The organism is uncultured Microbacterium sp. (genome assembly GCF_947632095.1).
In the GTDB taxonomy this organism is placed as follows: domain Bacteria; phylum Actinomycetota; class Actinomycetes; order Actinomycetales; family Microbacteriaceae; genus Microbacterium.
This window is the reverse complement of sequence record NZ_CANROA010000001.1, coordinates 212,485-233,608: the sequence shown is the minus strand read 5'-3', so window position 1 is coordinate 233,608 and position 21,124 is coordinate 212,485. Positions and strand designations below refer to the sequence as shown.

Below are 21,124 nucleotides of genomic sequence, written 5' to 3'. Positions count from 1 at the left end.
ATGGAACGGGTTCGCGCGCTTCCGCTGGATCAATTGCGCCAGCGCACCAGCGAGAAGTGGCGCGAATACCCGGACGACGTCCTGCCCCTGTTCGTCGCAGAGACGGACTTCCCGCTCGCTCCGGCCATCACCCGGGCGCTCGAGCGGGCGGTCCGCACAAGCGATACCGGTTATGTCGCCTCCCGTACGCCGCTCGCGGCCGCATTCGCGGACTTCGCCGAGCGGCGTTACGCGTGGTCGCCGGATCCTGCCCGGATGCGTTCGACGGCGGATGTCAGCATGGGGATCGTCGAGATCCTGCGAAGGGTGACGCGACCCGGTGATCGGGTGGTCGTCACGACGCCCGTCTACCCGCCGTTCTTCGACCTCGTGGAGGAGGCCGGCGCAGTCGTCGAGCGCATCTCCCTGCGCGATACGGGCGATGGCTGGGAACTCGATCACGAGGCCATCGAGGCATCACTCGCATCGGGGGCGCGTGCCGTTCTGCTGTGCAACCCGCACAACCCGACGGGAACGGTGCACTCTGCAGCATCCCTTGCGATCCTGGCGGAGGCTGCAGCGCGGCACGGCGCGGTTGTGGTCTCGGATGAGATCCACGCGCCGCTCGCGCAACCGGGGCCCGGTTTCACCCCTTTTCTCGCGGTTTCGGATGCCGCGCGCTCGATCGGTTATGCGATCGTCAGCGCCAGCAAGGCGTTCAATCTCGCGGGGCTCAAGTGCGCGCTGATGGTCACCGCGGATGATGAGCCGACGGCAGTGCTACGGAGCCTGCCGATCGAGGTGGAGTGGCGCACCGGTCAATTCGGGATGCTCGCCGCTGTCGCGGCGTTCGCCGCTGAGAGCGACCAGTGGCTGGATGGTTTGCTCCTCACACTGGATGAGAATCGACGGCTCCTCGGGGAGCTGCTTTCCGAGCACCTTCCGGGTGCGTGCTATCGGATGCCGGATGCCGGATATCTGGCATGGATCGACCTTTCTGCCCTCGGATGGGGCGAGAACCCCTCCAAGCGCATTCTGCGTGAGGCGCGCGTCGCTCTGCATTTCGGGCCCGCTTTCGGAGCGGAGGGCGCTGGTCACGTGCGACTGAATTTCGGGACGAGTCCGGAGATTCTCCGAGAAGCCGTGGAGCGCATCGCGCGCATGGGCCCGGTCTCGAACTGACCCGCACGGGCAGCTATACTGAACGCCGTTCAGGTGAACACTGTTCAGGAGGTGGCTCCATGGCTGCACGTACACGGCTCGACGCAAACGATCTTGCCCGCATCGCTGTCTTCGCAGCGCTCATCATCGTGCTCGGGACGGTCGCCGTTCCGCTTGTCGGCGGTGTGCCCGTCACAGCGCAGACTCTCGGCGTCATGCTCGCCGGAGCCGTCCTCGGTGCTCGTCGCGGATCATTCGCCGTTCTCATCGTGATCGTTCTCGCGGCGGTCGGGCTTCCCGTCCTCGCCGGCGGGCGCGGCGGTCTCGGTGTTCTCGTCGGTCCGACTGCCGGCTATCTGCTGGGGTGGATCGCCGGAGTCATCGTGATCGGGCTGCTCATCCGTGCCGGCGCGTGGCGCTGGTGGCGCGTGGCGCTGGCGGTGCTCATCGGCGGCATCCCGGCGATCTATCTCCTCGGCATCCCGGTGCAGGCCTTCGTCACGGGCGTCGATCTGGCGACGACGGCCCTGTCGAGCCTGGTCTTCCTCCCGGGCGATCTTCTCAAAGCCGTGCTGGCGACCCTGCTGGCTCTGGCGCTGCGCCGGGCGTACCCGGCCGCGTTCGCAGCGGTGCCCGCTCCCGCGCAGCAGGCGGTGGTGTCCTGAACGCCGGCGAAACCCTGGGGCTCGCCGATGTCGATGTCGACATCGACGGGAAGCGCATCCTTTCGGACGTGACGGTTTCGGTCACCGCGCAGCGTATCGCGGTGATCGGTGCGAACGGATCGGGCAAGTCGACCTTCGCGCGTCTGCTGAACGGGCTCGTGCGCCCCAGTGCGGGGGAGGTCCGCGTGCTCGGAAGCGCGCCGTCCTCTCAGGGAGCCGGTTTCCTGTTCTCCGCGCCCGATGCGCAACTGCTCATGCCGACCGTCGCCGAGGACGTCGCGCTGTCGTTGCGCGGCCGGGGCCTGTCGAAGCAGGACGTCGAGACGCGGGTTGGGGAAGTCCTCGATGCTTACGGTTTGGGGGCGCACGCGGAGTCCTCCGTGCACAGTCTCTCCGGCGGGCAGAAGCAACTGCTGGCATTCGCATCCGTCCTCGTCTCAGAGCCCCCTCTGCTCATCGCGGATGAGCCGACCACTCTCCTCGATCGACGCAACGCGCGGCGGATCGCGGACCTGCTGATCGAGGAACTCAGCATCCCGACGGTCATCGTCACCCACGACCTCGAACTTGCGGCGCGCTGCGAGCAGGCGTTCCTCTTCGATAACGGCCGTCTGCACGCCGCAGGTCCTGCGGCCGACATCGTCACGATGTATCGAGAACTCGTCGGATGATCCCGCTCTACCGACCGGGTAACGGGATGCTTCATCGGCTGCCCGCCGCCGCGAAGCTGTGCGCACTGGTCGTCGTGAGTCTCGTGATCTCGATCTGGGCGGGAACGGTCGTGGCCGCCGTCGGCGCCCTCCTCGCGGTCATCGCCGTCCACCTGATCGCCGGACTCGGGCTCCGAGAGGTTCTGCGCAGCATCTGGCAGTTGCGCTGGCTGATCCTCGTGCTGGGGACATTCCTCTGGGTCTTCTCCGGGGCGGAGGCTGCGGTCGTCGCGGTGGCGCGGATGGCGTCGATCCTGTTGGCAGCCGCTGCAGTGACAGCATCCACCCCCATGGGGGAGATGCTCGACGTGCTTCGGGTCGCGCTCGCACCGCTTCGCCGGTTCGGGGTGAACGCGGATGCGGTTTCGCTGACGCTTCTGCTGGTGATCGCGATGGTTCCCGTCATCGCGGGGTTCCGGGCCCAGATGCGAGATGCGGAGCGCGCTCGAGGAGTCCGTCTCGGTTGGCGGATGGTGCTCCCTCTGCTCGTGCGGGCGCTGCGGCACGGCGACCAGGTTGCCGAGGCTCTGACGGCCCGCGGTCTCGCTTGAGGAGTCGGGGCATCCACCCAGGAGGAGGGCGGTAGAATCGGAGGCTGGCCCCTCGGCCTCCCCATCCCTCTGAAGAACGGACGTCTGCTGTGCTCGCCGTGCACGATCTCGAGATCCGCGTGGGCGCCCGCCTGCTCATGGAGGACGTCTCTTTCCGCGTCTCCGCCGGCGACAAGATCGGCCTCGTCGGTCGAAACGGTGCCGGCAAGACCACGCTGACGAAGGTGCTCGCCGGTGACCTGCTGCCCTCGGGCGGCAAGGTGACGAAGTCGGGCGAGCTCGGATACCTCCCTCAGGATCCGCGCACCGGCGACCCGGAGATGCTCGCCCGCACCCGCATCCTCGATGCCCGCGGACTCGGCACGATCCAGCTCGGGATGACGAAGGCCTCCGAGGACATGGCATCCGACGACCCGAAGGTCTCCGAGAAGGCCATGAAGAAGTTCGCGAACCTCATGGAGCGCTTCGAAGGACTCGGTGGCTACGCGGCCGAGGCGGAGGCCGCCTCGATCGCGAACAACCTCTCGCTGCCGGATCGCATCCTCGACCAGCCGCTGAAGACCCTCTCGGGCGGTCAGCGCCGCCGTATCGAGCTCGCCCGCATCCTGTTCTCGGATGCCGAGACGATGATCCTCGACGAGCCGACCAACCACCTCGACGCGGACAGCGTCGTGTGGCTGCGCGAGTTCCTGAAGAACTACAAGGGCGGGCTCATCGTCATCAGCCACGACATCGAGCTCGTCGGCGAGACTGTCAACCGGGTGTTCTACCTCGATGCCAACCGCCAGTGCATCGATGCGTACAACATGAACTGGAAGAACTACCTGCGCCAGCGCGCCGCCGATGAGGAGCGCCGCAAGAAGGAGCGCGCGAACGCCGAGAAGAAGGCGACGACCCTTCAGCTGCAGGCCGCCCGCTTCGGCGCGAAGGCGTCGAAGGCCGCCGCCGCGCACCAAATGGTCGCGCGCGCCGAGAAGCTGCTCGCCGGCCTCGATGACGTGCGCGAGGTCGACCGCGTCGCGAAGCTGCGGTTCCCGAAGCCCGCAGCCTGTGGCAAGACTCCGCTCATGGCATCCGGCCTGTCGAAGTCCTACGGGTCGCTGGAGATTTTCACCGACGTCGACCTCGCGATCGATCGCGGTTCGAAGGTCGTCGTGCTCGGCCTCAACGGTGCGGGAAAGACGACGCTGCTGCGCATGCTCGCCGGCGTCGACGAACCCGACACGGGGCAGCTCGAGCCGGGGCACGGCCTCAAGGTCGGCTACTACGCCCAGGAGCACGAGAACCTCGACGTCGACCGCTCCGTGCTCGAGAACATGGTCTCGGCGGCTCCGCACATCACCGAGACCGAGGCGCGTCGCGTGCTCGGATCATTCCTGTTCACGGGCGACGATGTCCTCAAGCCGGCCGGTGTGCTCTCCGGCGGGGAGAAGACGCGTCTGTCGCTCGCGACCCTCGTCGTCTCGTCCGCGAACCTGCTCCTGTTGGACGAGCCCACCAACAACCTCGACCCGGCCTCCCGCCTGGAGATCCTCGATGCGCTCGCGCATTACGAGGGCGCGGTCGTCCTGGTCTCCCACGACCCCGGGGCCGTCGCCTCGCTCAACCCCGAGCGCGTGCTCATCCTGCCCGACGGCGTCGAAGACATCTGGAACCAGGAGTACCAGGAGCTCATCGAGCTCGCGTAAGTCGTCCGACCCTCGAGGCAGTAGCGTCGAGGCATGGTGGATCAGCAACTGGCGAAGTCGTTCGAGTCGATCGGCGAGGAGTACGACCGGTATCGGCCGGGATTTCCGGATGCCGCGGCGGATGCGATCCTTCCGGAGCGAGTGAACGCCGTGCTCGATCTCGGCGCCGGCACCGGAAAATTCACCGAATTGCTCGTCGAGCGCGCTGACCGCGTGATCGCGATCGAGCCGTCCGTCGCCATGCTCGACGTACTGCGGGCGAAGCTCCCCGCCATCGAGACCCGTGTCGCGGGCGCCGAGGACATCCCGCTGGACCGGGCGAGCGTCGACGCCGTTACCGTCGCGCAGGCGTTCCACTGGTTCGATCGAGACCCGGCCTGCGCCGAGATCCGTCGGGTGCTGAAGCCCGGTGGCGTTCTCGGCCTGCTGTGGAATCACTCCGATCCGTCGTGCGCGTGGGACTACGCCTGCCATCGCATCGCCACCCCGCCGTCGGTGAGAGCGACACGACGACGGATGCCGCGGCTGATGAACTGCCCGGATTCGTCTTCGAATACCAGCACGACATCGCCTGGGTCGAGGCGATCACGCGTGAGGCGTATCTCGCACGCTGGTTGACGGTGAGTAGCTTTCTCACCGCGGACGAGGCGACGCGTCAGCGGAAGATCGTCGAGATCGGGAGCATCCTCGACGCCGCCCCGGCCACGCGAGGCAAGGACTCCTTCGAACTGCCCATGCGCACCGCGGTGTTCGTCTACCGCGCGCTCATTTGACGCCGAGGAAGCTCCGGTCGGTCAGCACGATCGGGCCGTCGGCGGTGATCGCCACAGTGTGTTCGGAGTGGGCGCCGCGCGAACCATCGGCGCTGCGCAGCGTCCAGCCGTCGGCATCCGTCATGAGCTCATCGGTGGTCTGCAGGAACCAGGGCTCGAGCGCGAGCACCAGGCCATCGCGCAGCGGGAAGCCACGGCCGGCGCGACCATCGTTGGCGACGTGCGGGTCACCGTGCATGGTGCGGCCGACGCCGTGCCCGCCGAAGTCGGTGTTGATCGAGTAGCCCTCGCCGTAGGCGATCTCCGCGACGGATGCCGAGATGTCGCCGATACGGTTTCCGACCGTGGCGGCGGCGATCGCAGCATCCAGCGCGCGCTCCGTCGTATCGATCAAACGCAGGTCCTCCTCGCGGGCGGAGCCCACGACGAACGAGACCGCGGAGTCGGCGACCCAGCCGTCGACCGAGACGGCGAAGTCGAGCGACACGAGGTCGCCATCGCGCAGCACATAGTCGTGGGGGAGCCCGTGCAGCACGGCATCGTTGATCGAGGTGCAGATGACCTTGCCGAACGGGCCGTTGCCGAACGAGGGCGCATAGTCGATGTAGCAGCTCTCGGCGCCCGCCTTGCGGATCATCTCGTGCGCACGCTTGTCGATGCTCAGGAGGTTCGTGCCCACCTTCGTCTCCTCGCGCAGTGTCGCCAGGGTCTCGGCGACGAATCGTCCGGCCGCTCGCATCTCGTCGATCTCGGCAGGGGTGCGCAGTTCGATCATCGTGTTCCTCTCGTCTGTTCCATTCTCCCCGATGTCCGCTGAGCCTGCTCACAGCGAACACCGTCCCGGTTCATGGGTGGAGGTCGTAGCATGCTGTGCATGTGGCTGCGCCGATTCATCTACCGCTGGACGTTCCCCGCGGCGATCATCCTGCCGCTGTGGCTGCTGATCGGCTGGGGCGTCTTCAACGCGAGTGGCTGGGCGATCCTCTGGGTGCTCTTCATCGCGATACCCTCCGTGCTGATCGGAGAGATCGTCCTCGCGCTGATGATGCGGGCCAGAACCTCGGCGCGCGAGGCTCGGATGGCCTCCTGGTGGGACGTGCTCGGCTTCACCGTCTGGCATGGTCTGACGATCGCCGTCGGCTTCTACCCGCAGAAATGGTTCGGTCTGCTGCTGACCGCAGCGATCGCCGCAGCCGTCGGCGTGTTCTGGCTGATGATCTGGCAGCTGTGGAACGACGCACGGTTGCGCGGAGGAGGCATCCGGATCGTCGGCGGCTCCGCACCGTCGCAGGAGGCCGGCGCGCCGAAACCCTCGGTCAGCGTCGACGACGTCTACATCATCCAGGAGAACACCGCGCGGCGGGACTGATTCCTTTTGGTTGCGGGGCGGATTCATGGCACAATGGACGATTGTGCCGTGAACAGGCTCTGCCTCAGGGGAGTCCACGGATGCTTCCGCACCGTTCGGCACACACCCACGTATTCCTTATATTCCATGCATTCGACCTGTGGCGGGTGCAGAGAGAGACGATCATGCATCTTCTGGACGCCGTCGACGCGGCTTCGCTCCGTTCCGACATCCCTGACTTCCGCCCCGGCGACACGGTCAAGGTTCACGTCAACATCACCGAGGGCAGCCGCTCTCGTGTCCAGATCTTCCAGGGCGTCGTTCTCGGCCGCCAGGGCGACAGCGTTCGCGAGACCTTCACGGTCCGCAAGATCAGCTTCCAGGTGGGCGTCGAGCGCACCTTCCCGGTTCACTCGCCGGTGATCGAGCGCATCGAGATCGTCAGCCGCGGCGATGTCCGTCGCGCCAAGCTGTACTACCTGCGCGAGCTGCGCGGCAAGAAGGCGAAGATCAAGGAGAAGCGCGAGAACTGATCTCCGCTGATTCTCCGAAGCACCCCGGGACGAACTCGTCCCGGGGTGCTTCGTCGCTTCGGGAGTGTGCGAACCTAGATCATGGCGCCCAGTGCGCAACCGATCTCTCAAAAAGGAATTCGATGAGCTCTGAATCCGTCACGGACGGCCCCGGCAAGCGGCGGCGTGGATTCTGGATCTTCCTGCGGGACGTCCTGGTGATCATCGTCATCGCCGCGCTCGTCTCCTTCCTCGTCAAGACGTTCATCGTGCGTTCTTTCTACATCCCCTCGGCATCCATGGAGCGCACGCTCATGGTCGACGACCGGATCCTGGTCGACGAGCTCACGCCGCGGTGGACCGGATATCAGCGCGGCGACGTCGTCGTCTTCGAAGATCCGGGCGGATGGCTGCCCCCGGCCGTGCAGAAGCCCGCCGGCCCTCCGCTGCTGGAAGGGATCGACAAGCTGCTGACGGTGATCGGGCTCTCCACCTCCGACAGTGAGGACCACCTCGTCAAGAGGATCATCGGCGTCGGCGGCGACCACGTCGTCTGCTGCAACGCGCTCGGCCAGATCGAGATCAATGGCGCGCCGATCGATGAGCTCAGCTATCTGGACCTTCCCGAAGGCGACACGCAGGCCTCCAACGATCCCTTCGACGTCACCGTGCCGGAGGGTGCGCTCTGGCTGCTCGGCGATAACCGTGACCGTTCCCAGGACGCCCGTGCGCACCAGGATCTCCCCAGCGGAGGATTCGTGCCGCTGGAGAACGTCGTCGGCAAGGCCTTTCTGATCACGTGGCCGCTCGGAAGGATCAGTGCGGTCGATGGGCACCATGACATCTTCAACGGCATCCCCGACGCACAATGACGGTGATCGAACCGACGCTGACGCTCGAGCGCGAGATCCTCGCGGAATACGACCTCATCATCGCCCTCGATGAGGTCGGGCGCGGAGCGCTCGCGGGGCCCGTCTCGGTGGGCGCGGCAGTGATGGATGCTGCCGGGGCCCGACGTCGCATCCCCGAAGGCCTGCGCGACTCGAAGCTGATCACCGAGAAACGCCGACCGGAGATGGCGGAACGGGCAGCAGCCTGGGTCCAGGCCTCCGCAATCGGGTGGGCAACAGCATCCGAAGTGGACGAGGTCGGCATCATGCGGTCCCTGGGGCTGGCGGCATCCCGCGCGATCGACGCCGTCGTGGCGCAGGGAGCCTCCATCGCGGGAGCGCTCGTCATCCTCGACGGAAACCATGATTACGTCTCCCGGGTGCACCCGGTCCCGCTGCAGGTCCGCTCCGTTATCAAGGGGGATCGTGACTGCGCCTCGGTGTCGGCGGCATCCGTCATCGCGAAGGTCGAGCGAGACGCGCTGATGGCCGATCTGCATGATTCGCACACCGCCTACCGGTGGGACCGCAACAAGGGTTACGCGAGTCCTGATCACCGCGCGGCCATCCGCGACTTCGGCCTCACGCCGCACCACCGCGCGTCCTGGGCGATCACCGACGCGCCACCGGCGCTGTTCTGATCGGGAACGCCATTTGTTCTCATAGGATGGAGTCATCATGGATGACGAGGCGTTCGACGACTACGACCGCGAGCTCGAGCTCGCTCTCTTCCGGGAGTACCGGGATGTCGTGGGGCAGTTCCAGTATGTGGTCGAGACCGAGCGACGGTTCTATCTGGCTAATGAGGTCAGCGTCGTCCGCCGCGACACCGAGAACGACTTCTACTTCGAACTGTCGATGACGGATGTGTGGGTGTGGGACATCTACCGCGCCGACAGGTTCGTCAAGGCCGTGCGCGTCCTCACCTTCAAGGACGTCAACGTGGAAGAGCTGCAGCGCCGCGAGTTCGAGCTCCCGGACGACCTCTCGCTCGACGGCAAGTGACTTCTTTCCACATCTGAGCGCTTCTCGCTTGTTCTGCGCAGATCGTGCATAGGGCAACAGACCGCTTTGCCGCCCGTCTCATGCTTGAGGGATGGCAGAGAAAGACGACCTCGGACGTGCCGGTGAAGACCGCGCCGTCGACCACCTGACGGCCCGCGGCTATCGCATTCTCGACCGCAACTGGCGCTGTCGTCAGGGCGAGATCGATATCGTCGCCGAGAGCGATGGCGTGTTGTGCATCGTCGAGGTGAAGACCCGGACGAGCATCGGTTTCGGGCATCCTTTCGACGCGATCGATGGGCGAAAGCGCGATCGGCTCTGGCGTCTCGCATTCGCCTGGGCGGCGGATCATCCTGATGTCGCACGCCGACGGATGCCGAGACTGGAGATCATCGGGATCACCGGAGCCGATCCGGCCACCGCGATGATCGAGCACCTGGTCGATCTGCGATGAGGACAGCACGGACCTGGGCCGTCGCGCTCACCGGCGTCGACGGGCACCTCGTCGAGATCGAAGCGGATGTGTCGAATCAGACACCGGGGTTCCGGATCGTCGGTCTGCCGGACAAAGCGCTCGGCGAAGCCGTGCAGCGCGTGCACAACGCCGTATCGAACTCGGGACTGCCCATGACGAGACGGCGCCTCACGGTGAACCTCTCGCCGGCGAGTCTGCCGAAGAACGGCAGCGGGTTCGACCTGGGCGTCGCGATCTCGGCTGTTGCGACGGAAGGCGTTCTGGACGCCGGGTCGATCTCTCGAACGGTGCATATCGGCGAACTCGGTCTCGACGGACGCCTGCGCCCGGTTCCCGGGGTGCTGCCGGCCGTGTTCGCCGCTGCGCGAGCCGGTTTCGAACGCGTGATCGTGCCCTACGCGAATGCCGAGGAAGCCCGTCTGGTGCCCGGCGTCCATGTGCATGCGGCACGCAGTCTTGCCGAAGCGGCGCAGTGGCACGGTGCCGACATCATCGTGCCGGACGTGGAGCCTGTGGCGCGGGAAGAATCTGCCCCGCGGGAGGACGAGGCACTGGACCTGGTCGACGTGGTCGGTCAGGACGAGGCGGTCGAGGCGCTCGTGGTCGCGGCCGCAGGCGGGCACCACCTGTTGATGAGCGGCCCGCCCGGCGCGGGAAAGACGATGCTCGCACGGCGGCTCCCGGGAATCCTGCCTCCGCTGGACGACGACGCGGCACTCGAGGTCGCGGCGATCCGCTCGCTCCACGGAGGAGACGTGGATGCGCTCGACCGGTTGCCGCCCATCGAAGCGCCCCATCACAGTGCTTCGGTCGCCGCGCTCGTGGGTGGCGGATCGCGAGCGGTGCGCCCCGGGGCGATCGTGCGCGCCCATCGCGGAGTTCTGTTCCTCGACGAAGCCGCCGAGTTCTCGCGCGTCGCGCTCGATGCGCTGCGCCAGCCGCTCGAGTCCGGACGCATCGAGATCGACCGCGCGGGCTTCCGCGCGCGTTTCCCGGCGAAGTTCCAACTAGCCCTCGCGACGAATCCCTGCCCCTGCGGAAACTACGGGGTCCGCAATGCCGAATGCATCTGTCCGCCCGTGGCGATCCGACGATACGGCGCTCGGCTCTCAGGGCCGCTCCGAGATCGGATCGACATCGACCTGCAGGTGACGCGCGTGGCGGCCTCGGTCGCGACGGGCGCTGCTGGCTCGGGCCTCACGACGGCCCAGGCGCGAGAACGGGTGGAGCGCGCTCGAATCGCCGCCGCAGGACGTTGGTCCGCAACTCCCTGGCGGGTGAACGCGGAGGTGTCGGGAGCGTGGCTTCGTCAGGGGGAGTGGCGCGTGCCCGCAGTCACCAGGGCGCCCCTGGACCGCGCCCTCGAGCGCGGACAGCTGACCCTGCGCGGATACGACCGGGTTCTGCGTCTCGCCTGGACGCTCGCCGATATCGCCGGCGCAGACCGGCCCGGAGCCGACCACCTCGGACACGCCCTGTTTCTCAAGAGAGGACTCATCGCATGATCGCCGCACTGATGTCGGACGCCCTGCTCCTGCACGCTGCGCGTCAGTTGCGCCCTGACCGGGAGGATCCCGTCGAGACGATCGCCCGGATCGCCTGGAACACCATGACGGAGCCCGGAGACGGGGTCGCCGGAGTGCTGATCGAGCGCCTCGGCGCTGCGGAAGCCTTGCGCGTTGCGTGCGACGAGCGCGGCTTGACCGAGAAGACGCTTCACGAAGCGCGGAAGAGATGGATGCCACGTGCGCGTCCGGCTGCCGTGCACGACGCCCTGCGGGGCGCTCTGGAAGCGGGTTCCGCTCTGCTGCTGCCGGGGGATGCCGCATGGCCGACGGCTGTAGACGACCTTGCAGAGCATGCGCCGACAGCACTGTGGATGCGGGGCGACCCGGCAATTCTGAACATGCGGCAACGCGCGAGCATCGTCGGTGCGCGGGCAGCAACCGCATACGGCGATCGTGTCGCGGCGGAGCTCGCCGGGGATCTCGCGATGGGCGGTGCCGCGGTCATCTCCGGCGGCGCCTACGGAATCGACGGATCGGCTCATCGCGCTGCGCTGGGAGTCGGCGGCGCCACCGTCGCTGTGCTCGCCGGGGGAGTCGATCGCGCGTATCCCGCCGGGCACCAACAACTTTTCGACCAGATCCGATCTTCCGGTGTCGTCCTCAGCGAGCTTCCCTGCGGTGCGGCACCGACCAAGTGGCGGTTTTTGAGTCGAAACAGGATTATCGCCGCGCTCGGCCAGGCGACAGTCGTCGTCGAGGCGGGGTGGCGCAGCGGTTCGCTGAACACAGCCGGGCACGCCTCGTCGCTGGGGAGGCCGCTGGGGGCGGTGCCGGGTCCGATCACCAGTGCTGCTTCTGCAGGTTGCCATCGGCTGCTGCGCGAATACGATGCGCACTGCGTGACCAGCGCCGAAGAGGTCCGCGAGCTCATGGGTGCCGGCGCAGCCTGCCAGGGCGGGCCGTCATTCGCAGAGGATCGTGAAGAACCCGATACCGTTCGGGTGCTGGATGCGCTCAGCAGGAGGGTGGCGCATCCGCCCGCTGAGATCGCGGCACGGTCGGGACTCGCGGTCGACAGAGTCCGCGGGATACTCGGTCTGCTGGGCCTCGACGGGCGTGCGGCGCAGAGTGCCGAAGGATGGCGGCGGGCGTGAGGGGTGGCATGCTGGAAGCATGGAATTCCGGGCGGCGGTGACGCGCTTCCTCACCCATATCGAACAGGTGAGACGGCTGTCGCCGGCGACGGTGCGCGCCTACGATGCTGATCTACGCGATCTCGGAGCGCATCTCGGGGAGCTTTCATTGGGCGACGTCGATCTGGAAGCGCTGCGGGACTGGCTCTGGCACGCAACGCAGCGCGGCGATGCCCGATCGACGTTGGCTCGGCGGGCGTCGACGGCACGTGCCTTCTGCGCCTGGGCGAAGGAAGAGGAGCTGATCAGCCTCGATCCCAGCCTCCGGCTCGTATCGCCCAAGCGTGGACGCACTCTGCCCGCGGTCGCGTCCCAGGACGGCATGCGCGAGCTGCTTGATTCGCGTCGCGCGGCAGCGGCGAGCGGCGACCCGGTGCTGCTGCGCGATCACGCAATCCTCGAAATCCTGTACGGGGCCGGTGTCCGTGTTGCCGAACTCTGCGGCCTTGATATCGACGACGTCGATCGGGAGCGGGCGACGCTGCGGGTACTCGGGAAGGGCGGCAAGGAGCGCGTGGTGCCGTTCGGGCTGCCGGCGCGCGACTCGCTCGACGCTTACCTCACCCGCGGGCGAGGCGCCCTCCAGATGAGGAGCGAACAGGCCTCACCGGCGGTATTCCTCGGAGCCCGCGGTGCCAGGCTCGGTCCTCGCACCGTGTACACGCTCGTCGCCGAGGCGCTGGGTCCCATCGTCGGAAGCGACGCAGTGGGACCGCATGCGCTGCGGCATTCGGCCGCCACCCATCTGCTCGACGGCGGTGCCGATCTCCGTGCCGTGCAGGAGCTCCTCGGGCATGCGAGTCTCGGCACCACCCAGATCTATACGCACGTATCGTCCGAGAGGCTCAGGGCGACGTACCGGCTCGCCCATCCGCGGGCGTGATCGCCTGGCAGCAGGGGAGCAGTACGGCGCGGGGAGCGTCTCCGAAGAGTGCCATCGGATTGATGTACACGCCGTTCCATCGGACCCCGACATGCAGCTGACCCGCCGGTGTGTGGCCGCCCGTGGCGACGTGACCGATCTCTGCGCCGGCGACGATTGCATCCCCGAGGGCGAGATCGGAATCCATCGGCTCGAAGGTTGAGACGAACCCGCCGCCATGATCGATCGTCAGCAGGGGCCGATCGACGACCGTGCCGCGGAACGCGACGACGCCGTGGGCCGGAGCGCGAACCGCAGCGCCGACGGAGGAGGCCAGATCGACCCCGCGATGTCCGGGGCCGAAATCATGGGAGGGTGCGCGGAATACTGTGATCACGTCGCGCGGGCCGTCCAGAGGCCATCGCCAGGACGCAGGGGCCGGCGCAGCGCCGGCAGAGGTGAGGAAGAGCGCAACAAGGCACAGCGACAGCACGAGGAAAGGGCGGCGAAGGCCGTGTGAAGACAGCATGAGCACGATCATCGGCCCTCGAACAGAAATGCATCCGCGTCCAATCCCCGCTGGTGGAGAACCGGCGCCGACGCTGCCGCCGTGGAGGAGAAGTTGATTGATCGCGATCCTGTACACTGGAAGTCGCACCTCGAGTATCGAGGTGACTACGCGTGCCCAGAGCGACTTATGTCGCGGCATTCACTCCCACAGGTCCCTCTCCGCGAGAGGGCGGGTGTGCGCCGGGCACCAGGACAGTCGATCACCTGATCGCGAAACAACCTCAACGGCGCGCGAGCGCCACAACACAAAGGAGACGACCATGGCAGTGGTCACCGTCCGTCAGCTGCTCGATGCTGGCGTTCACTTCGGACACCAGACCCGTCGCTGGAACCCGAAGGGCAAGCGCTTCATCCTCACTGAGCGCAGCGGCATCCACATCATTGACCTGCAGCAGTCGGTCAACTACATCAACCAGGCCTACGACTTCGTCAAGGAGACGGTTGCCCATGGCGGCACCATCCTCTTCGTTGGCACGAAGAAGCAGGCGCAGGAGATTCTCGCAGAGCAGGCGACGCGCGTCGGCCAACCTTACGTGAACCAGCGCTGGCTCGGTGGCCTCCTCACCAACTTCCAGACGATCGCCAAGCGCCTCGCTCGCATGAAGGAGCTCGAGGAGCTCGACTACGAGAACCCGTCTGCTTCGGGCTTCACGAAGAAGGAGCTGCTGCTCAAGAAGCGCGAGCTCGACAAGCTGCACAAGTCGCTGGGCGGTATCCGCAACCTCACCAAGACGCCGTCGGCCCTGTGGGTCGTCGACGCCAAGCGCGAGCACCTTGCGATCGACGAGGCAAAGAAGCTTGGCATCCCCGTGATCGGCATCCTCGACACGAACGCCGACCCGGACGACTTCCAGTACCCGATCCCCGGCAACGACGACGCGATCCGCTCCGTCTCGCTGCTGACCCGCGTCATCGCCGATGCTGCAGCCGAGGGTCTGCAGAAGAAGCACAACCCCGAGTCGGGCGACGCCGAGCCGCTGGCCGCATGGGAGCAGGAGCTCCTCGAGGCTCCGGCCGAGGGTGCTGCTGAGGCTCCCACCGAGGCTCCGGCAGAGGCTCCGGCCGCTGACGCAGCCGACGCCAAGTAATTCCGCGTACACACACCTAACGAAGCAAGGAGCCACCACCATGGCCAACTTCACCATCGCCGACATCAAGGCGCTGCGTGAGCAGCTCGGCACCGGAATGGTTGACACGAAGAAGGCGCTCGAAGAGGCCGACGGCGACCGCGAAAAGGCCGTCGAGCTTCTCCGCCTGAAGGGTGCGAAGGGCAACGCCAAGCGCGCCGACCGTTCGACCAGCGAGGGCCTCGTCGTCTCGCGTGAGCAGGGCAACAGCGTCACGCTCATCGAGCTCGCCTGCGAGACCGACTTCGTCGCGAAGAACGAGCGTTTCATCGCGCTCGCCGACAAGGTCGCGGATGCTGTTGCAGCCGTCAACGCTGACTCGGTCGAGGCGGCCCTGGCCGCGTCGGTCGACGCCCAGACCGTCGGGGACCTGATCTCCGACGAGGCAGCCATCATCGGCGAGAAGGTCGAGCTGCGCCAGGTGCGCACCGTGACCGGTGACGCCGTCGAGGTCTACATGCACCGCACGAGCAAGGATCTGCCCCCGCAGATCGGCGTGGTCGTCGCCTACTCGGGTGACGACGCGGCAACGGCTCGCAGCATCGCGCAGCACATCTCGTTCGCGAACCCGTCCTACCTGTCCCGTGAGGACGTCCCCGCGGACGCCGTCGAGAAGGAGCGCGAGATCGTCACGGAGATCTCCCGCAACGAGGGCAAGCCGGAAGCGGCTCTGCCCAAGATCGTCGAGGGCCGTGTCTCTGCATTCATCAAGCAGGTCGCCCTGCTCGAGCAGGACTACGCCAAGGACAGCAAGCTCTCTGTCGCCCAGGTGGCGAAGGACGCCGGTATCACCGTGACGGACTTCGCGCGCTTCAAGGTCGGCGCGTAGTTATTCTGAAGGGGTTCGGATCCATACGGGTCCGAACCCCTTCTTCATGCCCAGAAGGCACTATCTTGAATCGGGACGAGAGGACATCACACCCATGACTGAACGCACCGGACGCCGCCGCGTCCTTCTCAAGCTCTCCGGTGAGGCTTTCGGAGCCGGCCAGCTGGGCGTCAACCCCGATGTGGTGAGCCAGATCGCCCGCGAGATCGCCGCGGCGGTCGATGAGGTCGAGATCGCGATCGTCGTCGGCGGCGGAAACTTCTTCCGGGGTGCCGAGCTCAGCCAGCGAGGCATGGACCGGGGACGCGCCGATTACATGGGCATGCTCGGGACGGTCATGAACGCACTCGCGCTGCAGGACTTCCTCGAGCAGGCGGGCGCGCCCACGCGCGTGCAGTCCGCCATTTCCATGACGCAGGTCGCCGAGTCCTACATTCCTCTTCGCGCCGAGCGGCACATGGAGAAGGGGCGCGTCGTCATCTTCGGAGCCGGAGCCGGTCTGCCCTACTTCTCGACCGACACGGTCGCTGCGCAGCGCGCACTGGAGATCGGCGCACAGGAGGTCCTCGTCGCGAAGAACGGCGTCGACGCCGTATACACCGCCGACCCGCACAAGGATTCCTCGGCGACGCGCATCGACAAGGTGACCTACCGCGATGCGCTGCAGCGCGGGCTCAAGGTCGTCGATTCGACAGCTTTCAGTCTCTGCATGGACAACAACATGGACATGCGCGTGTTCGGAATGGAGCCCGCTGGCAACGTCACGCGTGCCCTTCTGGGCGAACCGATCGGCACACTGGTCACCGCCTGAGGGCGTGCCGGTGACCGGGGCACAGCCGTGCAGCCCGGTAGAATTGCAAGAACACACTGACGATAGGAGTCACCGTGATCGCGGATGTCCTCGCTGAAACCACCTCTCGCATGACGCGTGCGGTCGAAGCTGCCAAGGAGGACTTCGCCACCGTTCGCACGGGTCGCGCGAACCCCCAGCTGTTCCAGAAGGTGATGGTCGACTACTACGGCTCGCCGACTCCTCTTGCCCAGCTCGCGTCCCTCGCGAACCCCGAGGCCCGTTCGCTGATCATCACGCCGTACGACAAGTCGGCGCTGAAGGCGATCGAGCAGGCGATCCGCGACATGCCGAACCTCGGAGCGAACCCGACGAACGATGGCAACATCGTCCGGGTCACGATGCCCGAGCTGACCGAGGAACGGCGCAAGGAGTACGTGAAGCTCGTCCGCACCAAGGGCGAGGACGCGAAGGTCCACGTCCGCGGCATCCGTCGCAAGGCCAAGGACGAGCTCGACGCGCTGAAGAGCGAGGTCGGCGAGGACGAGATCGCCCGCGGTGAGAAGGAACTGGATGCTGTCACGCGCCAGCACGTCGATCTGATCGATGACGCGCTCAAGCGCAAAGAGGTCGAGCTTCTCGAGGTCTGATCACGATATGAGCGATTCGCGTGGTGACACCGACGCCGACCGCCCGCGCACGCGGCGAGAGGCGCGTGAAGAGCTGACCCCGGATTCGATCGGTCCCGACTCCGTCGAGCCCCCGACGTTCGATGAGGCCCTGATCCCGCCTCGCCCACCGCTTCCGGAACCCGTGGAGCCGGTGTCCGGGGCGGGATCCGCCGTCCGCGAGCAACTGCGCCACGCACGAGGCGAATTCGAGACGCATGTCAACCAGGCCCGCGAGCAGCTGGATCAGGCGAACGAGCGGATCAAGGCCCGTACCGGGCGTGATCTGATCCTCGCGATCCTCGTCGGAGTCGCGCTGGGCGCCCTGCTGCTGGGGTCGTTGCTGTTCATCAAGGAGCTCTTCGTCCCCATCGCCCTGGCGATCGCTCTGCTCGGTGTGTTCGAGCTGACGCGTGCGCTGCGCACTTCGGGACGCCACCTCGACCTGACCCCGCAGATGATCGCGGCAGCCGCGCTCGTGCTGGCCGGTTATTTCGCCCCGGCATGGCTCTACTGGGTCGCCCTCATCTTCGCGGTGGCCTTCGTCATCGTGTGGCGTCTCGTCGCCCAGATGTTCTCGCGGCACGAGCGAACATATGCCGATGTCCTCTCCGATGCGCTCGTGAGCGGTCTGGTTCAGATCTATGTGCCGTTCCTGGCCGGTATCGCGATGATGCTGCTCGCTCAGGAGGGCGGTCAGTGGTGGGTGCTCGGCTTCATCGCCGTCGCGGTTGCCTCGGACACCGGAGCCTACGCCGCGGGCGTTGCGATCGGCAAGCATCCGATGGCTCCCCGAATCAGCCCGAAGAAGACCTGGGAGGGCTTCGGTGGAGCGGTTGTCGCGGCCGTGGCCGTGGGTGTCGTCCTTGCACTCACCCTTCTGGAGCTCCCGTGGTGGGCCGGTGCGATCTTCGGCATCGCGATTCTGCTCACAGCGACGATGGGCGACCTGGCGGAGTCGATGATCAAGCGCGACATCGGGATCAAGGACATGAGCTCCTGGCTCCCGGGCCACGGCGGTCTGCTCGATCGGCTCGACAGCATCCTGCCCTCGACGATTCCCGCACTGAGTCTGTACTTCCTGCTGTCGCCCTGGGCGGTAGCGGGATGAGTTCGAAGACGGAGACCGATGTGAAGGACTTTGAGCCGGATGACGCGCCCACGGCCTTTCGCGTGACGAGTGGTCGTGTGCGCGGATATCACCGTGCGGCAGTCGACACCTTCCTCGCGGCCGCTCGGGAGAGCTTCGAGCACGATCTCGATGAGCTCACCGCGGCGGAAATCCGCATCGCCTCATTCCCGCTCGTCAAGAACGGTTATGTGATCGGCGATGTCGATGCGGCGCTGGGACGAGTTGAAGACGCCTTCGCGGCACGTGAGCGCGAACGATCGGTGCGCGATCTCGGGGCCGAGGCGTGGGTGAGCAGAGCTCGTGGTGAGGCCCAGAGCATCCTCGATCACCTGGCGCGGCCGAACAGGAAGATCTTCGCGCGCACCAGCCTTCTGACCTTCGGGTACCGCGTCGACGAGGTCGATCATGTCGCGGCACGCATCGTCCGCTACCTGCGCGATGGGGATGCCCTATCGGCAGAGCAGCTCCGCTCGGCCGCTTTCCGTATGCAGCGTCGGGGTTATCGTGAGGAGCAGGTCGACGCACTGCTCGATGCGGCGATTGACGTGATTCTGGCGGTTCGCTGAGTGTTCTCATGGTGGACTCAGGCGCAGCTGGCTACACTGAGGATATTGTGACTTCCGGTACTGACATCGAATCATCGGGGGACGTTATCGCTCCCAATGCTCTCGCATCCCGAAAATCACCTTCTCCGGGCGCGAAGCGGCGTTCTCGTCGGGTCTCCGGCATACTCGCGGCGCTGTCGGTCCTGGGACTCGCGGCGGCTGTCGTGGCCCCGACGGGCATGGCCCTGGCAGGCTCCAGTGCGGATGATGTCGAGACCTCGTTCTCGCTGGCTGTCAAGGACACCCAGCAGCTCTCGGTGACTGTCGAGGGGACGACATTCGCTCCGGTCGAGCGCGGCGCGTTCGAGGTCTACGTGACTCCGACTCCGACGCCGGAGCCCGAGCCGGAGCCCGCTTCCAATACGTCGGACAGCGGCGGGACGACCGGCGGTGGGCCGCTCTATTACAGCGGAGGCGGAGCGCCGGCGGAGTGGATGGCTGCGGCCGGAATCTCTTCGGGCGACTGGGGCTACGTCGACTACATCGTCTCTCGTGAGAGCGGCTGGAACCCCAACGCGACGAACTCCTCGTCGGGCGCCTGCGGGCTCGTTCAGGCGCTGCCCTGCAGCAAGGTCCCGGGCAACGGTTACAACCCGATCGACAATCTGCGCTGGGCGAACGGTTATGCGACCGGTCGTTACGGCAGCTGGGCCGCGGCCTACGCCTTCTGGACCAACAACCACTGGTGGTAACCCGCTACGATGGGACGCGCGAACAGAAGGCGCCCGGAGCGCTCGAGCTCTGACGAGTCTTTCGATCGGCTCCTCGCGGGGTGGAAGAGGACAGAAGCCCGACGCGGCCACGAGTGGACTGTGCAACCGGTCTCCGCGCAGCGTGCGGTGAAGGACTACACCTGCCCGGGATGCCGCGGAACGGTGCGTTCCGGATCCGCCCATCTGGTGGTCTGGCGGGCCGATGGCGTACTGGGCGACGCCGCTGATCTGGAAGCGCGCCGTCACTGGCACACCCACTGCTGGAACGTCGCGTGATCCTTCTGCTCGGCTGAGCTGTCTCAGCGCTCGTTCATCCGGGGGATGAGCACCTGGCGGTAGATGATCAGGATGCTGGCGGCGACGGGGATCGCGATGAGCGCACCCAACAGGCCGAGCAACGCGCCGCCGGCGAGGGCTGCGACGACCACGACGGCACCGGGCACGGACACAGCACGGCTCATGATGCGCGGGGTGATCGCATAGGCCTCGATCTGCATGTAGATCAGATAGTAGATTCCGGCTGCCAGCGCGGTTGCGGGGGAGCCCAGCCCCGGGATCAGGCAGACGAGCACGATGATGGTCGATCCGGTCAGCGTTCCGACGAGCGGGATCAGCGAGAAGAAGAACGCGATGACGGCCAGCACCGCGGGGAACGGCGCATCGATGATCGTGAGATAGATGGCGCTGAGAATCCCGTTGATCACGCCGAGCGTGATCTGACCCATGACGTAGTAACCGACGGAGTCGGTGATCTGCTCGGCGAGGTCGACGAAGCGGGCGCGCTTGGATGCGGGGACGAGCTGATAGACCGCCCGCTTCAGCGACGGCGTCGACGCCGTCAGATAGATCGTCAGGATCAGGACGATGAATGCGCCGAACAGGCCCGTGACGATGGTGGTGCCCACGGTGACCACGCTCTCCGTGATGGTCGTCCAGTTCTCGGTGAGCCAGTCGGTGGCGTTGAGGAAAAGGTCGTCCACGAAGCTGCGGCGAACGCCGGGGAAGGTCGCGATGAGCCAGTCCTTGACATCGTCGAGGCGGGTGCTCTGGAGGAAGAAGGTGATCTGGCGGACGAGCTGGCCGATCTGATCGATGAGGATCGGGAGTACGGTGAGCACGATTCCGGCGAAGAGGGCGAGCACTCCGAGGATCGTGGCGAGCACGGCCGCCCAACGGGGGAGTCTGCGTCGCTCGAGGAAGGTGATGACGGGGTCGAGGCCCAGGCTGATGAACAGTGCTGTGCCCACGTAGAGGAGAACGGTCGAGAGCGTTTCCAAACTGCCGATGAGGAGGATGCCCAAGCCGACGCCGAGGGTCGCCACCAGGGCGGTGCGGAATGGATTGTGAACCTTCATCACTGACTCCTCATT

General features: G+C 66.4%; 27 protein-coding genes. 24 read left to right on the top strand and 3 right to left on the bottom strand.

Going from position 1 to position 21,124, the window contains the following annotated elements:
- From Q0Z66_RS01170 to Q0Z66_RS01140, 7 genes are all read left to right on the top strand, one after another.
- Complete coding sequence (locus Q0Z66_RS01170; RefSeq protein ID WP_298036679.1) at positions 1 to 1,161, top strand: aminotransferase class I/II-fold pyridoxal phosphate-dependent enzyme; 1,161 nt, start codon at positions 1 to 3, stop codon at positions 1,159 to 1,161.
- A 59-nt stretch (positions 1,162 to 1,220) separates the two neighbouring features.
- Complete coding sequence (locus tag Q0Z66_RS01165) at positions 1,221 to 1,805, top strand: biotin transporter BioY (RefSeq protein ID WP_298036675.1); 585 nt, start codon at positions 1,221 to 1,223, stop codon at positions 1,803 to 1,805.
- Positions 1,806 to 1,873: 68 nt separating this feature from the next.
- Positions 1,874 to 2,476 carry an ABC transporter ATP-binding protein gene (locus Q0Z66_RS01160; protein ID WP_298036672.1) on the top strand — a complete coding sequence of 201 codons (603 nt, stop codon included), beginning with the start codon at positions 1,874 to 1,876 and terminating at the stop codon, positions 2,474 to 2,476.
- Complete coding sequence (locus Q0Z66_RS01155; RefSeq protein ID WP_298036668.1) at positions 2,473 to 3,066, top strand: energy-coupling factor transporter transmembrane protein EcfT; 594 nt, start codon at positions 2,473 to 2,475, stop codon at positions 3,064 to 3,066. The genes Q0Z66_RS01160 and Q0Z66_RS01155 overlap by 4 nt, the downstream gene beginning before the upstream one ends.
- Positions 3,067 to 3,155: 89 nt before the next feature.
- Positions 3,156 to 4,754, top strand: a complete 1,599-nt coding sequence (locus Q0Z66_RS01150) for an ABC-F family ATP-binding cassette domain-containing protein (RefSeq protein WP_298036664.1) — start codon at positions 3,156 to 3,158, stop codon at positions 4,752 to 4,754.
- 33 nt (positions 4,755 to 4,787) lie between these two features.
- Positions 4,788 to 5,372 (top strand): methyltransferase domain-containing protein, encoded by a 585-nt coding sequence (locus tag Q0Z66_RS01145; protein WP_298036661.1) that lies wholly within the window; start codon positions 4,788 to 4,790, stop codon positions 5,370 to 5,372.
- 2 nt (positions 5,373 to 5,374) lie between these two features.
- Complete coding sequence (locus Q0Z66_RS01140; protein WP_298036658.1) at positions 5,375 to 5,527, top strand: hypothetical protein; 153 nt, start codon at positions 5,375 to 5,377, stop codon at positions 5,525 to 5,527.
- On the opposite strand, the gene map is transcribed toward Q0Z66_RS01140, so the two are convergent.
- On the bottom strand, positions 5,520 to 6,302 hold the full coding sequence (gene map / locus Q0Z66_RS01135; RefSeq protein WP_298036654.1) for a type I methionyl aminopeptidase: 783 nt from the start codon (positions 6,300 to 6,302) through the stop codon (positions 5,520 to 5,522). The two genes, Q0Z66_RS01140 and map, sit on opposite strands and share 8 nt — an antisense overlap.
- A gap of 99 nt (positions 6,303 to 6,401) precedes the next feature.
- Here map and Q0Z66_RS01130 point away from each other — a divergent pair, with 99 nt between their 5' ends.
- From Q0Z66_RS01130 to Q0Z66_RS01090, 9 genes are all read left to right on the top strand, one after another.
- Positions 6,402 to 6,896: an MFS transporter permease gene (locus Q0Z66_RS01130; RefSeq protein WP_298036651.1), complete on the top strand. Its 495-nt coding sequence runs from the start codon at positions 6,402 to 6,404 to the stop codon at positions 6,894 to 6,896.
- A gap of 164 nt (positions 6,897 to 7,060) precedes the next feature.
- Positions 7,061 to 7,408 carry a 50S ribosomal protein L19 gene (rplS, locus tag Q0Z66_RS01125; RefSeq protein ID WP_298036647.1) on the top strand — a complete coding sequence of 116 codons (348 nt, stop codon included), beginning with the start codon at positions 7,061 to 7,063 and terminating at the stop codon, positions 7,406 to 7,408.
- Positions 7,409 to 7,530: 122 nt separating this feature from the next.
- On the top strand, positions 7,531 to 8,259 hold the full coding sequence (gene lepB, locus Q0Z66_RS01120) for a signal peptidase I (RefSeq protein ID WP_298036643.1): 729 nt from the start codon (positions 7,531 to 7,533) through the stop codon (positions 8,257 to 8,259).
- The gene (locus tag Q0Z66_RS01115; RefSeq protein ID WP_298036639.1) at positions 8,256 to 8,918 is read left to right on the top strand and encodes a ribonuclease HII; all 663 of its coding nucleotides are present in this window, start codon (positions 8,256 to 8,258) and stop codon (positions 8,916 to 8,918) included. Before lepB ends, Q0Z66_RS01115 begins: the two co-directional genes overlap by 4 nt.
- Positions 8,919 to 8,955: 37 nt before the next feature.
- A complete protein-coding gene (locus tag Q0Z66_RS01110) occupies positions 8,956 to 9,282 on the top strand; it encodes a DUF2469 family protein (protein ID WP_298036636.1) in 327 nt (108 codons plus the stop codon).
- Positions 9,283 to 9,373: 91 nt separating this feature from the next.
- On the top strand, positions 9,374 to 9,736 hold the full coding sequence (locus Q0Z66_RS01105) for a YraN family protein (RefSeq protein ID WP_298036633.1): 363 nt from the start codon (positions 9,374 to 9,376) through the stop codon (positions 9,734 to 9,736).
- Complete coding sequence (locus Q0Z66_RS01100; RefSeq protein ID WP_298036631.1) at positions 9,733 to 11,262, top strand: YifB family Mg chelatase-like AAA ATPase; 1,530 nt, start codon at positions 9,733 to 9,735, stop codon at positions 11,260 to 11,262. Before Q0Z66_RS01105 ends, Q0Z66_RS01100 begins: the two co-directional genes overlap by 4 nt.
- Positions 11,259 to 12,419, top strand: a complete 1,161-nt coding sequence (gene dprA, locus Q0Z66_RS01095; protein ID WP_298036629.1) for a DNA-processing protein DprA — start codon at positions 11,259 to 11,261, stop codon at positions 12,417 to 12,419. Before Q0Z66_RS01100 ends, dprA begins: the two co-directional genes overlap by 4 nt.
- 19 nt (positions 12,420 to 12,438) lie before the next feature.
- Positions 12,439 to 13,341, top strand: a complete 903-nt coding sequence (locus Q0Z66_RS01090) for a tyrosine recombinase XerC (RefSeq protein ID WP_298036626.1) — start codon at positions 12,439 to 12,441, stop codon at positions 13,339 to 13,341.
- Here Q0Z66_RS01090 and Q0Z66_RS01085 read toward each other — a convergent pair.
- The gene (locus tag Q0Z66_RS01085) at positions 13,304 to 13,849 is read right to left on the bottom strand and encodes a M23 family metallopeptidase (RefSeq protein ID WP_298036624.1); all 546 of its coding nucleotides are present in this window, start codon (positions 13,847 to 13,849) and stop codon (positions 13,304 to 13,306) included. The genes Q0Z66_RS01090 and Q0Z66_RS01085 overlap by 38 nt on opposite strands.
- Before the next feature lie 301 nt (positions 13,850 to 14,150).
- Here Q0Z66_RS01085 and rpsB point away from each other — a divergent pair, with 301 nt between their 5' ends.
- From rpsB to Q0Z66_RS01045, 8 genes are all read left to right on the top strand, one after another.
- Positions 14,151 to 14,978 (top strand): 30S ribosomal protein S2, encoded by an 828-nt coding sequence (gene rpsB / locus Q0Z66_RS01080; protein ID WP_298036622.1) that lies wholly within the window; start codon positions 14,151 to 14,153, stop codon positions 14,976 to 14,978.
- A gap of 40 nt (positions 14,979 to 15,018) precedes the next feature.
- Positions 15,019 to 15,846 (top strand): translation elongation factor Ts, encoded by an 828-nt coding sequence (tsf, locus tag Q0Z66_RS01075; protein ID WP_298036618.1) that lies wholly within the window; start codon positions 15,019 to 15,021, stop codon positions 15,844 to 15,846.
- 94 nt (positions 15,847 to 15,940) lie between these two features.
- The gene (pyrH, locus tag Q0Z66_RS01070) at positions 15,941 to 16,657 is read left to right on the top strand and encodes a UMP kinase (protein ID WP_298036616.1); all 717 of its coding nucleotides are present in this window, start codon (positions 15,941 to 15,943) and stop codon (positions 16,655 to 16,657) included.
- 74 nt (positions 16,658 to 16,731) lie between these two features.
- Entirely contained in the window at positions 16,732 to 17,286 is a 555-nt protein-coding gene (frr, locus tag Q0Z66_RS01065; protein ID WP_298036613.1) for a ribosome recycling factor, read from the top strand.
- Between the two features lie 7 nt (positions 17,287 to 17,293).
- Entirely contained in the window at positions 17,294 to 18,415 is a 1,122-nt protein-coding gene (locus Q0Z66_RS01060) for a phosphatidate cytidylyltransferase (RefSeq protein ID WP_298036610.1), read from the top strand.
- On the top strand, positions 18,412 to 19,002 hold the full coding sequence (locus Q0Z66_RS01055; protein WP_298036609.1) for a DivIVA domain-containing protein: 591 nt from the start codon (positions 18,412 to 18,414) through the stop codon (positions 19,000 to 19,002). The genes Q0Z66_RS01060 and Q0Z66_RS01055 overlap by 4 nt, the downstream gene beginning before the upstream one ends.
- A gap of 203 nt (positions 19,003 to 19,205) precedes the next feature.
- The gene (locus Q0Z66_RS01050) at positions 19,206 to 19,733 is read left to right on the top strand and encodes a transglycosylase SLT domain-containing protein (protein WP_298036607.1); all 528 of its coding nucleotides are present in this window, start codon (positions 19,206 to 19,208) and stop codon (positions 19,731 to 19,733) included.
- Between the two features lie 9 nt (positions 19,734 to 19,742).
- Positions 19,743 to 20,030: a hypothetical protein gene (locus tag Q0Z66_RS01045; protein WP_298036606.1), complete on the top strand. Its 288-nt coding sequence runs from the start codon at positions 19,743 to 19,745 to the stop codon at positions 20,028 to 20,030.
- 23 nt (positions 20,031 to 20,053) lie between these two features.
- Here Q0Z66_RS01045 and Q0Z66_RS01040 read toward each other — a convergent pair whose 3' ends face one another.
- The gene (locus tag Q0Z66_RS01040) at positions 20,054 to 21,109 is read right to left on the bottom strand and encodes an AI-2E family transporter (protein WP_298036604.1); all 1,056 of its coding nucleotides are present in this window, start codon (positions 21,107 to 21,109) and stop codon (positions 20,054 to 20,056) included.
- Between the last annotated feature and the right edge of the window lie 15 nt (positions 21,110 to 21,124).